The following is a 14,851-nucleotide window of genomic DNA, read 5'->3' as shown; positions in this document are numbered from 1 at the left end:
CGGCACGCATCCGGTGATCTTTTGACCGCTGGCTCGGCAGCATTGATGCTGGGACCACACGCCCCAATGTGTCAACCGGATGAACAAAAGTGCCCGAAAATTCGTCGCGGACCGTCGAATATCGTCGAATAAGTTCACCTCTTGTCGCTTCGGCGGCGACCGTGTACATCTCGGGTGTGGTGACACGGCACCCGGGCGCCCGGCCGGGAAATCACGAGCGGGTGGTCGAGCTCCTGCGCACCCGCGGTCCCCTGACCCGGGCGGACATCGCGCGCCTGCTGGACGTTTCGCGGGCCACGGTGTCGAACGTCGTCGGCGCACTGCACCAGGACGGCCTGATCGTGGAGAAGGGCAGCCCGGGCCCCGGCGGCCCGCCGAAGCAGGGACGGCCGGGCACCCTGCTCACCCTCAACCCCGCCGCCGGTGCCGTCGTCGGCATCGACTTCGGGCACACCCACATCCGCGTGATCGTCGCGGATCTGGCGCACACGGTGCTGACCGAGCAGCTCCGCCCGCTCGACCGGGACCACGACGCGCGGGATTCGCTGCGGATCGCGGCCACGCTGGCGCGGGACGCGCTCGCCGCCGCGGGGGTCAAGCAGAGCAAGGTGATCGGCGTCGGCGCCGGGCTGCCGGGGCCGGTCAACACGCTGACGGGCACGGTCGGCTCGTCCAGCATCGCGCCGAGCTGGGTCGGGCTGCGCCCGGCCGAAGAACTCGGCGCCCTACTCGGCCTGCCCGTGATCGTCGACAACGTCGGCAACCTCGGCGCGCTCGCCGAAGTCACCTGGGGCGCGGGCCAGGGCGCGCAGGTCGCCGTCTACATCAAGCTCGGCACCGGCGTCGGCGCCGGCTTCGTCCTGGGCGGCAGGCTGTTCCGCGGTTCGTGCGGCACGGCCGCGGAGTTCGGGCACATGACCGTCGACCCGTCCGGCCGGATCTGCCGCTGCGGCAACCGCGGCTGCCTCGAGACGTACGTGAGCCTGCCGGCGCTGCTCGACCAGCTGCGGGCCCGCCACGGCACCGAGCTCGCGGCCGGCGACCTCATCCGGCACGCGGTCGCGGGCGACCGCGCCTGCGTCCGGGTGCTCACCGACGCGGGGCACCGCCTCGGCACGGCGATCGCCGTCCTGGGCAACCTGGTCAACCCGGACCGGGTGATCATCGGCGGGGAACTCGCCGCCGCCTACGAAGTCCTGCTGCCCCCGCTGCGCAGCGCGCTCCTGCGCGACGCCCTCCCCTTCGCCGGTGCGCAGGTGACGGTCTGCAAAGGACAGCTGGGCGACCGCGCGGTCGCGCTCGGCTCGGTCGTGACGGTGCTGCACGCCACCGCCCGGCTCGCCGACCGCGCCCGCGCCGTGGCGGCCGCGTCCCGCTGACAGTTCCGGCGCCGGCACCGGGCCGGCCGGGTGGCTTCGCCGGTCCCGGCGGGTGACCCGCGTTCCGTGCCGCCGGTTCGCCTCCGGGGTCATGAATGACTCATTCCTGGCATCGGACGCAAGGAATGAGTCATTCATGACGTCCGGGCCGGGCGCTGCGATACCCGTCGGTGCCGCCCGGCCGATCGACGCGAGACCGTGTCGCGGACCACTGTTCGGCGCGCCGGCGGCCGGGGTAATCACCGATCGTCGAAAGGACGGACGTGAACGACAACTCCACCCCCACCGGCGTCGCCAACCCGAACCGCACCCGGATCCGGACCGAGGCGGACCTCCGCCGCGGTGCGCAGCCCGCGAACCCGGATACCGAGCCCGGCGACCGCTGAACACCCCGCGCCGCACCGGCCCGCGTCACCAGGGCGGCGGGCCGGTGCGGCCGCGCACGAAAACACGTCCGGCACGTCCCCGCCTCGCGGACCGGCTCGTCCGCCGTCGCCGTGTAGCCGCCGCGGGCAGGCGAGCCGGGTCGCGTAGCTCACCAGTTCCCGAGCCGGGTGCAGTGAATGACTCATTCCTGGCGTCCGACGCTAGGAATGAGTCATTCACTGCGTTTCCGCGCGCGCCAGCCCATGCCCGAAACATCACACGTCTCAGGGACCCACCTCGATCGAAATTGGTGGATCCCCGCGTTCTAGACCCCTCCTCGCCGCAAATACGTCATACGAATGGTAGACTCGCAACAAGTTGCGCAAGGAGGACCATGGCGAGGTCGTTGACCGACGAAGCAATCGACCGGATCCGGGAGTTCGTCTCCTCCGGCCGGTTCCCGGCGGGCTCCAAGCTGCCGCCCGAGCACGAACTCGCCACCGAGCTCGGGATCTCCCGCAGCCCCACCCGGGAAGCCGTCAAGGCGCTCGCCCTGGCCCGGGTGCTCGAAGTCCGCCGCGGCGACGGCACGTACGTCACCAGTCTCGCGCCGAGCCTGCTGCTGGAAGGCCTCGGCAGCGCGGTTGCGCTCATGCAGGGCGGCAGCGTCCTCGAACTCACCGAGGTGCGCCGGCTGCTGGAGCCCGCGGCGACCGGCCTGGCCGCCACCCGGATCACCGACGCGCAGCTGCGGGCCGTCGGCGAGCTGCTCGACGCGATGCACGAGGCCGTCGAGGACGTCGAACGCCTCACCGTGCTCGACGCCGCCTTCCACCGGGCGGTCGTCACCGCGACGGGCAACGAGACGCTCACCGCGCTGCTGGACGGGATCTCCTCGCGGACCCTGCGCGCGCGGGTCTGGCGCGGCACCGTCGAACGCGGCGCGACCCACGTGACGCTGTCGCAGCACAAGGCCATCTACGACGCGCTCGCCGACCGCGACCCGGCGGTGGCCACCGCCGCCGCGCTGATGCACGTCGACACGTCCGAACGCTGGCTGCGCACGCACCTGGCCGAGGTGCGGGAGCTCGACGGCGGAGCGCCGTGACCGGAGCCCGGTCACGGCGCCCGCAGCCCTCTCAGGCAACGGAGATCGACCAGCGGAGGTTGGGGCTGCCGTCGTCGTTCCACACCTTCAGCGGGGAACCCGACGGCACGTTCCCGCCGCCGTCGAGCACCAGCCCGGTCACCCGGTTGGCGAGCACGTAGACGCCGCCGCCGGTGTCGGTGACCGTCCACTGCTGGCTCGCCGCGCCGGTGTCGGCCGACTGCACGGGGTTGCCGCCCGCGGTGGTGGCGCCGGCGCCGTCGATCACCAGGCCGCTGGTGCGGTTGGCCAGCTTGACGAACCCGTCGCCGGCGTCCGCGATGCCGAACTGGAGGTTCGGGCTGTCGTCCGGGGTCCAGACCTTCAGCTTGCTGCCCGCCGCGACCGCTCCCCCGCCGTCCACGGCCAGGCCGCTGGTGACGTTGACGATCCGGAACCACCGGGCGGGGTCGAACGCCACGCGCATCGACACGATGGCGGACGCCCGCACGTCCGGGCTGGCCACAAGGAACCGGCTCGGCGTTCCGGTGAAGTTGTCGGCCGGATAGCCGAGGGCCGCGTAACCGTCCCCCGGCCAGATCGCGGACACGGGTTTCGCCAGTGCAGCCTGCAGCTGGGCCGCGGTGTAGCTGCCGACACCCAGCGCCGCGCTCGCGCCGCGGTAACCGCGTTCGGCGAACACTTTCGCGCCGGACGCGGGGCCCACCACAGGGATCCTGCCCGCGAACGTCAGCTTGAGCACGTAGGCGGGTGAGTCGTACGGCTTGGCCGGCAACGTGACGTGCAGACCGGCGTCGTCCTGTGTGTACTTCAACGCGCCGGGGGCGCCGAGCAGTTCGACGCGCTTCAGGCTGCTCAGGTCGATCCGCTTGCCGGACAGCGTCGTGAGGTCCGCAGTCGCGCCGGGCCAGGCCAGGATGGTCGCGTAGAGCACCCGGCTCGACTTGTCCCGGGTGAACCGGAAGTCCTTGGCCGTGCCGACCTTCGGCGAGACGAACGAGCCGCCGCCCATCTTGGTCGGGCCCTCGCCGTAGACGTCCCAGGTGCGCGTCGAGTAGATCGACTCGCCGACGCGGCCGAGGTAGGTGCCGAAGTCGGCGAGCACCGCGCGCTGCTCGGCCGGGATCGTGCCTTCCAGCGTCGGGGAGATGTTGAGCAGCATGTTGCCGCCCTTGCTGACCCGGTCGATCAGCGCGTGGATCATCTGCGTGCTCGAGTAGTAGCCGATGCCCCGGGTGTAGCTCCAGCTGCTGCTGGAGATGGCGTCGTCGGTGAGCCAGTACGGCGTGACGATGTCGGCCGGGCCGCCGCGTTCGTAGTCCGCGACTTCGCCGGCGGTGGTGAAGCCGTGGTCGAAGTGCTTGAACGTCGCGACGACGTCCTTGCCCCACTTTTCGGCCTGGTTGTAGTAGTAGGCCAGGAACTCGAGGCGCTGCTGCTCCCCCACCGCGCACGGGCCGCTGTTGATGCAGTAGCCGGGCGAGTTCAGCGAGAAGTCCTGCCACAGGACGTCCGGCTTCGCGCGGTCGATGACCTCCTTGAGCTTGGCCAGCCACAGCGCGTCTTCTTCGGCGCGCGGCAGCTGGCCGTACAGCTTGCGCAGGCTCGGGGTGCTCTGCGGCGGCGCGAAGTCGTAGAAACCGTTGTAATTGAACGCGTGGTGCATCGCGACCAGCAGCTTCAGGCCCTGCCCGCGGATCGCGTCGGAGAAGAGCTTCAGCAGGTTGAGGTGCGGCCCGCGCGCCACCGAGTTCCACTCGTTGATCTTGCTGTCCCACATCGAGTACCCGTCGTGGTGCTCGGCGACCGGGCCGGCGAACTTCGCCCCGGACGCCTTGACCACCCGCGCCCACTCCTCCGGGTCGAACTGCCCGCCGCGGGAGACGAGCTTCGGCGCGAATTGCACGGGATTGCCGGCCACGTCGGTGCCGCCATCGATGAACCGGTCGTAGCCCCACACCGTCGGATCGCCGTAGGTCGCCTTGTGGTGGGTGTTCTCGCCGCTGTTCGGGATGTACATGTTCCGGCCGTACCACTCGCTGCCGAACTCCGGCGTGGTGAACGCGCCCCAGTGCCAGTAGATGCCGAACTTGGCGTCCTGGAACCACTCCGGCGCGGGCGGGTGCCGGTCGACCGACGGCCACGTCGGCTCGTAGCACTGCGCGGCGGCGGCCGCGGCCGGGCCGGCCAGCGCGGGCGGCACGGCGGCCGCGGCGAGCCCGGCGGCCGCGAGGGCACCGAACTGCCGGCGGGAGAACGGGTTCTGGACAGGGGGCATCGTTGCACTCTCCAGGGTGAGGGGACCTAGCAGGAAATCAAGTGGTGCAGCAGTTCGTGCGGCACCTCGCGATGGAAGGCCTCGAGGTTCTCCCGCACCTGGCCGGCGCTCGTGGCGCCGACCAGGACGGAGGTGACGGCGGGGTGCGCGGCGGCGAACGCGAGCGCGCACGCGGCCAGGTCGTACCCCGCCGACGCGGCGACGTCCCGCATCCGCTGGGCGCGGGCCACCAGCTCCGCCGCCGCCGGGGCGTAGTCGAACCAGGCGCCCGGCCGGGGATCGATGAGCAGGCCGGAGTTGAACACCCCGCCCAGCACCACGTCCACCCCGCGGTCGGCGCAGAGGTCGAGCAACGGCGAGCCACTGCGATCCAGCAGGGTGTACCGGCCGGCGAGCAGGACGACGTCGACGTCGAGCCGCTCGACGAACCGGGCGGGCATCTCCCACTGGTTCATCCCGACGCCGATCGCGGAGACCACGCCTTCGTCGCGCAGCCGGCACAGCTCCGGCCAGGCTTCGGAAGCGGCCGCCTCTTCGTGGTCGTCGGGGTCGTGCAGGTAGGCGATGTCGACGCGGTCGAGGCCCAGTCGGTCCAGGCTGCCTTCGAACCCGCGGCGGACGGCGTCCGCGGAGAAGTCGAAGAAGCAGCCGCCGTCGGTGAGCGTCCGGCCCACCTTCGTCGACACGGTGAACGAGCCCGCGGGCCGCCCGGCCAGCGCTCGGCCGAGCCGGCGCTCGGCCAGCCCGAAACCGTAGTAGGGCGCGGTGTCGAAGTACCGGACCCCGGCGGAGGCCGCCGCGGCGATGACTTCCGCGGCGGCCTCGTCGTCGATCTCCCCGAAGACGTTGCCCAGGCCCGCGGTGCCCAGGCCGAGGTCCGCCATCAGGTCTGCCGCTTGCCGCTGGTGATGCGGGACATCACCAGCGCGATGAGGATGATCGCGCCGTTGAGCGCGCCGATCCACTGGGCGGGCACGCCGGCCAGGGTCAGCACGTTCTGGATCATGTACAGCAGCAGGATGCCGGTGAACGCGCCGCAGAGCGTGCCGCGCCCGCCGTTCAGGCTCACCCCGCCGATGACGGCGGCGGCGAACACCGTGAAGATGTAGCCGTTGCCCTGCGCCGCGGCCACCGACGCCAGCCGGCCCGAGAGCAGCAGCCCGCCGAGCGCGGCCAGCACGCTGGCCCCGGTCAGCACGATCCACACGATCCGGTCGGTCCGGATGCCGGCCGCCTTCGCCGCGTCTTCGTTGCCGCCGATCGCGTACAGGCTGCGCCCGAACCGGGTGTAGCCGAGCAGTACGATCCCGCCCGCGAACAGCAGCACGCAGATCCAGATCGACGCCGGGATCCCGGCCCACAACGTCGTGCCGAGGTAGAGCATGGAATCGGGCAGGCCGAAGAACGTCTGGCCGCCGGAGATCCCGGTCAGCAGGCCGCGCAGCACGATCAGCATGCCCAGGGTGACGACGAACCCGCTCAGCCCGAACCGGACGATCAGCAGGGCGTTGAGCGCCCCCACCACCACGCCGACGGCCAGCACCACCGGCACGGCGGTCCACGACGGCAGCAGCCCGAGCGAATGGCCGCCGCCGATGGTCAGCCAGGCCGCCACGCCGGGCGCGAGCCCGAACGTCGATTCCAGCGAGAGGTCCATCTTGCCCACGACCAGGACCATCGTCTGGGCGAGCACCAGCAGGGCGATCTCGGACATCGTCTGCAGGATGTTGATCACGTTGTCGTACTGGAGGAACACCGGGTTCACCAGCTGGCCGACGACGGCGATCGCGATGATCCCGGGCACCAGCGCGAAGTCGCGCAGGCGGGCCAGCGCGATGCGCCGGGGCGCGGGCGGGATTCCGGTCCGCGGCGGGGCGCCCACCGCGGCGGGGCTTTCAGGCATCGAGGTCGACTCCTTCCATGGCGGCCACGACCTCGCGGTCCTGCCAGCCTGCGGGCATTTCGGTGGTGAGCCTGCCGTGCACCACGACCAGCAGCCGGTCGCACAGGCGCAGGTCGTCGAGTTCGTCCGAGGCGATCAGCACCGCGGTGCCCGCCGCGGCGGCCTCCGCGACCTTGCCCAGGAGGAATTCCTTCGACCGCACGTCGACCCCGGCGGTGGGCGTGATCAGCACGAGCAGGCGGGGATCGCCGGCCAGGGCCCTGGCCATGACGACCTTCTGCTGGTTGCCGCCCGACAGCGCGGACACCGGCAGCTCCGGGCCCGGGGTCTTCACCGCCAGCCGCGTGATCAGCTGCCCGGCGAGCCGGTCGCGCAGGCCGGAGCGGACGAAGATGCCGGGGCCGAGCCGGTCCAGCACGCTCATCGTGGAGTTGTCCGCAATGGACATCTCCGGCACGAAACCCTGGTGGTGCCGGTCTTCCGGGACGAACCCGACCCCCGCGGCCAGCGCGGCCGGGACGTCACCGGGCCGGGGCCGGGAGTCCCCGACGAAGACCGTGCCGGAGGTGGGTTTGCGCAGCCCGGCCAGTGCCTCGGCGAGCTCGGTCTTGCCACTGCTGCCGGATCCGGCCAGCCCGACGATCTCGCCGGGCGCGACGTCGAACGACACGTCTCGGAAGTAGGGGGCGAGGGTCAGGTCGTCCACCCGGAGCACGGGTTCGGCGCCGTGCCGGGCCGACGACGCCCGTTCCTGCGTCGCCACGGCGTTCTCCCCGGTCATCGCCGCGACGAGGTCGGCCTTCGGCAGCTCGGCGACCGGCGCGGTGAGGACGTGCCGGGCGTCCCGGTACACCGTCACCGTGTCGCAGATTTCGTACACCTCCTGGAGGTGGTGGCTGATGAACAGGAAGGTGACGCCCTGGCGCTGCAGCTCGGCGATGTGCCCGAACAGCCGGGTGATCGCGGCCCCGTCGAGCTGCGCGGTCGGCTCGTCGAGGATGACGAACCGGGCGCCGAACGACAGGGCCCGCGCGATCTCCACGAACTGCCGCTGCTCGACGCTCAGCTCCCGGGCCGGCCGGAGCACGTCGACGTCCACCGACCAGCGTTCCAGGAGCTCGCCCGCCGAGCGGCGCAGCGCGGCCCAGCGGACGAACCCGCCGCGGGTCTCCTGCCGGTTCAGGAACAGGTTCTCCGCCACCGACAGGTCGGGGATGATCGTCGACCGCTGGTACACGCAGGCCACCCGGGACCGCCAGGCGTCCCGGTCGGCCAGCGCCGGGGCCGGTTCCCCGTCCAGCCGCACGGTCCCGGCGTCCGGCTCGGTCAGTCCGGTGAGGACGGACACCAGGGTCGACTTGCCGGCCCCGTTGCGGCCGACCAATGCGTGCGTCTGTCCGGGAAGGACGGTCAGGTCGGCGTGGTCGAGCGCCACGGTGGCGCCGTAGCGCTTGACCACCCCGCGCGCCTCGACGACCGGCACGGTGCTCATGTTCGCTTCCTCTCTGAAGCGGATCAGCTCTTGCTGTTGCCCCACAGGGACGGGTCGTCGACCTTGACGCTGCTCACCGGACCGAACTTGGCGCCGTCCGCGGTGACCAGCGGCGCGGCCAGCTGGTCCTCCATCAGGCCGTCGCGGACCTGGATGATGGTGCTGTCGTGGTCGGTCTTGCCCGCGGCCGGTGTCTTCCCGGCGATGGCGTCCTTGACGTACTGCAGGGCGTACTTGGCGAACAGGTCCGCCGGCTGGGACACGGTCGCGTCCATCTCGCCGGCCCGGATCTTGGCCAGTTCCTCGGGGATGCCGTCGTTGGACACGATGAACACGTGCTTCGGGTCGCTCGCCGGCACGGCCAGGCCACGCTGCTTCAGCAGCTGCAGCGTGCCGGACAGGGCGAAGCTCGACTGCATGTAGACGCCCTTGATGTCCGGGTTCGCGGTCAGCCGGGTCTGCAGCTTCTGGGCCGCGGTGTTGGCGTCCCAGTTGGTGGCCTCGCCGAACACCGTGATGCCCGGGAAGTCCTTCTTCATGCAGTCGTTGAAGGCCTCGGTGCGGTCCCGGCCGTTGATCGACGCGAGATCGCCCTGCAGCATCACGACCTTGCCCTGCCCGCCGAGCTTGGCGCCGAGGAACTGGCAGGCCTTCTCGCCGTAGGCGCGGTTGTCGGCCCGCACGACCATGTAGACGTTGCCCTGGTCCGGCCGGGTGTCGACGGAGACGACCGGGATCTTCTTGCTCGCCAGCTGCTGCAGCGTCGGGATGATCGCCGCGGTGTCCTGCGGGGCCATCACCACGCCCTTGACGCCCTGGCTGATCATCGTCTGCACGTTGGCCGTCAGGTTCGCGACGTCGTTCTGCGAGTTGGTGGTCTTGAGGTCGAGCCCGAACTGGCCGGCGAACTGGGGCACGTACTTGATGTAGGCGTTCCAGAAGTCGGTGTCCGAGCGCGGGTAGTCGACCCCGACGACGGTTTTGCCGCCCGAGGCGGCGGTCGTGCCGCCGCCACCGCATCCGGCCAGTGCGGCCGCGGTCAGGACGCCGGCGGTGACGACGGCGGCACGGCGCAGGTGCTGGAACTTCATGACCTCTCCTCGTTGACAGGTTTCGGGCGGAGACGGAGGCCGGACATCCCGCCGTCCACGGCGAGATCGGTGCCGGTGGTGGCGCCGGCGTGCGGGCCGGCCAGGTAGCAGATCGCCGCGGCGACCTCGTCGGCGGTGACGAGCCGTCCGGTGGGCTGGCGCGCGGCGAGCGCGGCTAGTTCGGCGTCGGGATCGTCGGCTTTCGAGAGCAGCCGGTCGATCCACGGGGTGTGCGCGGTGCCGGGGTTCACGCAGCACACGCGGATTCCTTCGGCCAGGTGGTCGGCGGCCATCGCGCGGGTGAGCGCGAGGACCGCGCCCTTCGTGGCGCTGTAGAGCGCCCGCTGCGGCAGCCCGGCGGTGGCCGCGATCGAGCAGGTGTTCACGATCGCGGCCGCGGGCGAGGACCGCAGGTGCGGCAGGGCGGCGCGGGCCACCCGGACCATGCCCACGACGTTGACGTCGAACACGCGGTGCCATTCGGCGTCTTCGTTGTCCTCGACGGTTCCTTGCGCGCCGATCCCGGCGTTGTTCACCAGGACGTCGAGGCCGCCGAGGTGCTCGACGGCAGCGGCGACCGCGGCTCGCACCGAGCCGTCGTCCGAGACGTCCGCCCGCACCCCGGACAGGGGTGCCTCGACCTGGTCGTTCAGGTCGAGGCAGACCACCCGCGCGCCCCGCCGGGACAGCATCCGCGCCGTGGCCAGCCCGATGCCGGACGCCCCGCCGGTCACGACGGCCCGGACGCCGTCGAAGTCCCCGCTCACGCGACCACCACCGCGTCCCGCTGCCAGACCGGGCCGTCGGGGAACCGGTACTGCGCCACGGAGTCCGCGTGCAGGCGGGCGCCGAGGCCCGGCTCCCGCGGGGCGAGGTAGCGGCCGCGCTCGATCCGGACCGGGTCGACGAAGTGCTCGTGCAGGTGGTCCACGTATTCGATGACGCGGTCGGTCTGGGTGCCGCTCACCGCGACGAAGTCGAACATCGACAGGTGCTGCACCATCTCGCACAGCCCCACGCCCCCGGCGTGCGGGCACACCGGGACGCCGAACTTCGCGGCCAGCAACAGGATCGCGATGTTCTCGGTGACCCCGGCGACCCGGCTCGCGTCGAGCTGGAGGACGTCGATCGCCTCCGCCTGCAGCAGTTGCTTGAACATCACCGCGTTGTGGGTGTGCTCGCCGGTGGCCACCTTGATCGGGGCGACCGCCCGGCGGATCGCCGCGTGGCCGAGCACGTCGTCGGGCGAGGTCGGCTCCTCGATCCAGTACGGGTCGAACTCGGCGAGGGGGCGCAGCCATTCGATGGCCTGCCCGACGCCCCAGGCCTGGTTGGCGTCGATGGCGATCCGGACGTCCGGCCCGACGACGTCCCGCGCGAGTCTCATCCGGCGGATGTCCTCGTCGAGGTCGGCGCCGACCTTGAGCTTGATCTGGGTGAAGCCGTCCTCGACCGCCTCCTTGGCCAGGGCCGCCAGCTTCTCCGGCGAGTAGCCGAGCCAGCCGGGAGTCGTGGTGTAGGCGGGAAAACCGGATTCCAGGAGCTCGGCCTGACGGGCCGCGCGGCCCGGTTCGGCCCGGCGGAGGATGTCGAGGGCTTCGTCGCGGGTCAGGGCGTCCTGCAGGTACCGGAAGTCGACCAGGTCCACCAGCTCGTCCGGGGACATCTCGGCGAGCAGCCGCCAGACCGGCTTGCCTTCGCGGCGGGCGCGCAGGTCCCACGCCGCGTTGACGATCGCGGCCGCGGCCATGTGGATCGCGCCCTTGTCCGGGCCCAGCCACCGCAGCTGGCTGTCCCCGGTCAGCCGGCGGGAGAACGCGCCGAGGTCGGCGAGGGCGTCGGCCACCGGCATCCCGACGACCAGCGGCACGAGCGCCCGGACGGCGGCGACTTCGACGTCGTTGCCGCGGCCGACGGTGAAGGCGAGCCCGTAGCCCTCGTCGCCGGCACTCGTGCGGATGGTCACGTACGCCGCGGAGTAGTCGGGTTCCGGGTTCATCGCGTCCGACCCGTCCAGGCTCAGCGAAGTCGGGAAGCGCACGTCCACCGCGTCGATGGCGCTGATCACTTCGGCCAACGGGGCCACCTCTCATTCGGCGCAGACAACATATGTATGGCTACGCGCCGCCCCATCGATTGTCCAGACTTCGTCCATAACTCGGCGATAACTTGGACTCAAAGTCATCTTCAACTACTAAAAGTGGTTTAACGTATGATGATCTCTTCGACCTTTGAGCAAGACATCATATGTCTGCTACGGTCCCCGCCATGCGCTTCCAACGCCTCGGCGACCCCGGCCACGAGATCCCCGTCGTCCTCGACGAAACCGGTGCGGCGCGGGACCTGCGTTCGCTGACCCCGGACCTCGACGGCGCCTTCTTCGCCGCCGACGGCGTCGCCCGGGCCCGGACGGCACTGCGGGAGGGCACCTTGCCCGTGCTGGACGCCACGGGCCTGCGCGTCGGCGCCCCGGTGGCCCGGCCCGGCCTGCTCGCCTGCATCGGGCTGAACTACTCCGACCACGCCGCGGAAACCGGCGCGCAGCCACCAGCCGAGCCGGTCGTGTTCCTCAAGGCCACCAACACGATCATCGGTCCCCACGACTCCGTGCTCATCCCGCGGACCAGCGCCAAGACCGACTACGAGGTCGAGCTCGCCGTGGTGCTCGGCGGGCGGGCGCGGTACCTGGCGACGCCGAAGGACGCCGACGCGGTGATCGCCGGGTACGCCGTCTCGAACGACGTCAGCGAACGCGACTTCCAGCACGAACGCGGCGGCCAGTGGACGAAGGGCAAGTCCTGCGAGACGTTCAACCCGCTCGGCCCGTGGCTGGTCACCCCGGACGAGGCCGGCGACCCCCAGGACCTGGGCCTGCGGCTGGCGGTCAACGGGCAGCCGCGCCAGGACGGCACCACGAAGAACATGCTCTTCGACGTCCGGCACATCGTCTGGTACCTCAGCCAGTTCATGGTGCTCGAACCGGGTGACGTCGTGAACACCGGCACCCCGGCCGGGGTGGCCTTCGGCGCCAACGACTTCCCCTATCTGTCCGAAGGGGACGAAGTGACCGTGGAGATCGACGGCCTGGGCCGCCAGCACCACCGGATCGGCCGGGCGTGAGCGGCCGGCGCGTCGACGCGCACCACCACCTGTGGCAGACCTCCGTCCGCCGCCACGCGTGGCTCGACGGCGAGGACACCGCGGCCATCCGGCGCGACTACACCCCGGCCGACCTCCGGGCGGCCGCCGCGGGGATCGACGCGACGGTGCTCGTCCAGGTCCTGCCGGATCTCGAGGAGTCCATCGAGTTCCTCGCGATCGCCGCCGCGGAGCCGCTCATCGCCGGGGTGGTCGGCTGGCTCGACCTCACGGATTCGCCGTCGCGGGACCTCGAACGGCTGCGCTCGGCCCCGGGCGGCGGGCTCCTGAAGGGCATCCGGCACCTCGTCGAGCCCGAGCCCGACCCGCGCTGGCTGGAACGCGAAGACGTCCTGGCCGGGCTCGCGGCGGTGCGGGACGGTGGGCTGGTGTACGACCTGCTCGTGCGGCCCCACCAGCTCCCGGCGGCCACCGCGGCGGTCCGGGCGCTGCCGGACCTCACCTTCGTCCTCGACCACCTCGCCAAACCACCGATCGCCTCCGGGGAGCTCGAGCCGTGGGCGACCGAGCTGGCCACGCTGGCCCGCGAACCCAACGTCGTCGCGAAGCTGTCCGGTCTGGTGACGGAAGCCGGACGGCCGTGGCGGGTCGGGGATCTGCGGCCGTACGCCGAAACCGCGCTCACCGCGTTCGGCCCGGACCGGCTGATGCTGGGCTCCGACTGGCCGGTGTGCCTGCTCGCCGGGACGTACGCGGAAGTCATGGACGCCGCTGACCGCCTCCTGGAGGAGCTGACCCCCGCCGAACGCGACGCCGTCCGCGGCGGCACCGCGTCTCGCGTCTACGGGCTGGCGTCATGATCGTCCGGCTGGCCTACGGGGAAACCGGGCTCGATCTGGCCATCGATCCCGAAGTCACCACCGTGGTGACGCCGGTGCACCACCCGGTCACCGAACCCGCGGACGTGCTGCTGCGCCGCGCGTTGCGCGAGCCGGTCGCCGGGCCGCCGCTGCGCGAGCGGGTGCGGCCCGGGCAGACGGTCGCGATCTCGGCGTGCGACGGAACCCGGCCGCAGCCACGCGAACTGATGATCCCCGCGATCCTCGCCGAGCTCGACGGGGTCGTCCGGCTCGAGGACGTCGTCATCCTCGTCGCCACCGGCACCCACCGCGGCAACACCGACGCCGAGCTGCGCGCAATGTTCGGCGACGAGGTCGTCGACACGGTCCGGATCGTGAACCACGACGCCCGCGACCGCGCGAGCCTGACCTGGCTGGGCCGCCACGGCGACGACGTCCCGGTGTGGCTGAACAGCGAGTGGGTCGCCGCCGACGTGCGGATCACCACCGGGTTCGTCGAACCGCACTTCTTCGCCGGCTTTTCGGGTGGTCCCAAGCTGGTCGCGCCCGGGCTCGCGGCCCTGGAGACCGTGCTGGTGCTGCACGACGCCCGCCGGATCGGGCACCGCAACGCCACCTGGGGGATCACCGAGGGCAACCCGGTGCACGACGACGTCCGCGCGATCGCCGCGGCCACCGGCGTCACCTTCGCCCTCGACGTCATCCTCAACCGCGACAAGGCGGTCATCGGGGCCTTCGGCGGCGACCTGCTCGCCATGCACGCGACGGCGGCCCGCGCCGCCCGCGACGTCGCCATGCGGCCGGTTCCGGCGCCGTTCGACGTCGTGGTGACGACCAACTCCGGGTATCCCCTCGACCAGAACCTCTATCAGGCCGTCAAGGGAATGTCGGCGGCGCACCGGATCACCAAGCCGGGCGGGACGATCGTGTGCGCCGCGGAGTGCCGGGACGGGTTTCCCGATCACGGCTCGTACCGGGAAGTCCTCGCGTCGGCGGATTCCCCGGCGGCGCTGCTCGCGGAGATCGCGGCCCGCCCGGTGACCGTGCCCGACCAGTGGCAGGTCCAGATCCAGGCGAAGATCCAGGACGACTGCCGGGTCGTCGTGCACACGGATTTCCTGACCGAGGCCGACCTCGCGACGGCCCACCTGACCCGGACCACCGACGTCGCGGCCACCGTGGCCGAGGCCCTCGACCGGGCCGGGCCGGGCGCGCGGGCCTGCGTCCTCCCCGAAGGCCCGCTGACGATCCCGTACGTGGCATGAGCACCGCCGA

13 protein-coding genes are annotated in these 14,851 nt (G+C 71.6%); 6 read left to right on the top strand and 7 right to left on the bottom strand.

The annotated features are described in order from the left end of the window. Positions 1-176: 176 nt before the first annotated feature. The 3 genes from ACFPLC_RS31105 to ACFPLC_RS31095 all read left to right on the top strand — a co-directional run bounded on the left by ACFPLC_RS31105 (position 177) and on the right by ACFPLC_RS31095 (position 2,853). Complete coding sequence (locus tag ACFPLC_RS31105; protein WP_378189963.1) at positions 177-1,379, top strand: ROK family transcriptional regulator; 1,203 nt, start codon at positions 177-179, stop codon at positions 1,377-1,379. Between the two features lie 263 nt (positions 1,380-1,642). Beyond that, entirely contained in the window at positions 1,643-1,765 is a 123-nt protein-coding gene (locus ACFPLC_RS31100; RefSeq protein WP_378189961.1) for a hypothetical protein, read from the top strand. Positions 1,766-2,139: 374 nt separating this feature from the next. Further along, positions 2,140-2,853: a FadR/GntR family transcriptional regulator gene (locus ACFPLC_RS31095; RefSeq protein ID WP_378189959.1), complete on the top strand. Its 714-nt coding sequence runs from the start codon at positions 2,140-2,142 to the stop codon at positions 2,851-2,853. 31 nt (positions 2,854-2,884) lie between these two features. Here ACFPLC_RS31095 and ACFPLC_RS31090 read toward each other — a convergent pair whose 3' ends face one another. From ACFPLC_RS31090 to ACFPLC_RS31060, 7 genes are read right to left on the bottom strand one after another with little or no spacing between them, the layout of a single operon-like run. Continuing rightward, positions 2,885-5,131: an alpha-L-fucosidase gene (locus tag ACFPLC_RS31090; protein WP_378189957.1), complete on the bottom strand. Its 2,247-nt coding sequence runs from the start codon at positions 5,129-5,131 to the stop codon at positions 2,885-2,887. Positions 5,132-5,157: 26 nt separating this feature from the next. Continuing rightward, positions 5,158-6,015 carry an aldo/keto reductase gene (locus tag ACFPLC_RS31085; RefSeq protein ID WP_378189955.1) on the bottom strand — a complete coding sequence of 286 codons (858 nt, stop codon included), beginning with the start codon at positions 6,013-6,015 and terminating at the stop codon, positions 5,158-5,160. After that, complete coding sequence (locus ACFPLC_RS31080; RefSeq protein ID WP_378189953.1) at positions 6,015-7,034, bottom strand: ABC transporter permease; 1,020 nt, start codon at positions 7,032-7,034, stop codon at positions 6,015-6,017. The genes ACFPLC_RS31085 and ACFPLC_RS31080 overlap by 1 nt, the downstream gene beginning before the upstream one ends. After that, positions 7,027-8,526: a sugar ABC transporter ATP-binding protein gene (locus ACFPLC_RS31075; protein WP_378189951.1), complete on the bottom strand. Its 1,500-nt coding sequence runs from the start codon at positions 8,524-8,526 to the stop codon at positions 7,027-7,029. Before ACFPLC_RS31075 ends, ACFPLC_RS31080 begins: the two co-directional genes overlap by 8 nt. A 23-nt stretch (positions 8,527-8,549) precedes the next feature. Further along, positions 8,550-9,617, bottom strand: coding sequence for a sugar ABC transporter substrate-binding protein (locus ACFPLC_RS31070; protein ID WP_378189949.1), 1,068 nt, complete (start codon positions 9,615-9,617; stop codon positions 8,550-8,552). Further along, a complete protein-coding gene (locus ACFPLC_RS31065; protein WP_378189947.1) occupies positions 9,614-10,384 on the bottom strand; it encodes an SDR family NAD(P)-dependent oxidoreductase in 771 nt (256 codons plus the stop codon). The genes ACFPLC_RS31070 and ACFPLC_RS31065 overlap by 4 nt, the downstream gene beginning before the upstream one ends. After that, positions 10,381-11,703 carry an enolase C-terminal domain-like protein gene (locus ACFPLC_RS31060; RefSeq protein WP_378189944.1) on the bottom strand — a complete coding sequence of 441 codons (1,323 nt, stop codon included), beginning with the start codon at positions 11,701-11,703 and terminating at the stop codon, positions 10,381-10,383. Before ACFPLC_RS31060 ends, ACFPLC_RS31065 begins: the two co-directional genes overlap by 4 nt. Before the next feature lie 182 nt (positions 11,704-11,885). Between ACFPLC_RS31060 and ACFPLC_RS31055 the strand changes: the two genes are divergently transcribed. The 3 genes from ACFPLC_RS31055 to larA are packed head-to-tail and all read left to right on the top strand — an operon-like array spanning position 11,886 to position 14,841. Then, positions 11,886-12,737 carry a fumarylacetoacetate hydrolase family protein gene (locus ACFPLC_RS31055; protein ID WP_378189942.1) on the top strand — a complete coding sequence of 284 codons (852 nt, stop codon included), beginning with the start codon at positions 11,886-11,888 and terminating at the stop codon, positions 12,735-12,737. Continuing rightward, the gene (locus ACFPLC_RS31050; RefSeq protein WP_378189940.1) at positions 12,734-13,576 is read left to right on the top strand and encodes an amidohydrolase family protein; all 843 of its coding nucleotides are present in this window, start codon (positions 12,734-12,736) and stop codon (positions 13,574-13,576) included. Before ACFPLC_RS31055 ends, ACFPLC_RS31050 begins: the two co-directional genes overlap by 4 nt. After that, a complete protein-coding gene (larA, locus tag ACFPLC_RS31045) occupies positions 13,573-14,841 on the top strand; it encodes a nickel-dependent lactate racemase (RefSeq protein ID WP_378189938.1) in 1,269 nt (422 codons plus the stop codon). The genes ACFPLC_RS31050 and larA overlap by 4 nt, the downstream gene beginning before the upstream one ends. Positions 14,842-14,851: the final 10 nt, after the last annotated feature.

This window comes from Amycolatopsis plumensis (assembly GCF_042652605.1).
Taxonomy (GTDB): domain Bacteria; phylum Actinomycetota; class Actinomycetes; order Mycobacteriales; family Pseudonocardiaceae; genus Amycolatopsis; species Amycolatopsis plumensis.
Note: the sequence above shows the minus strand (reverse complement) of the source record. Positions and strands in the feature narration are given on the sequence as shown.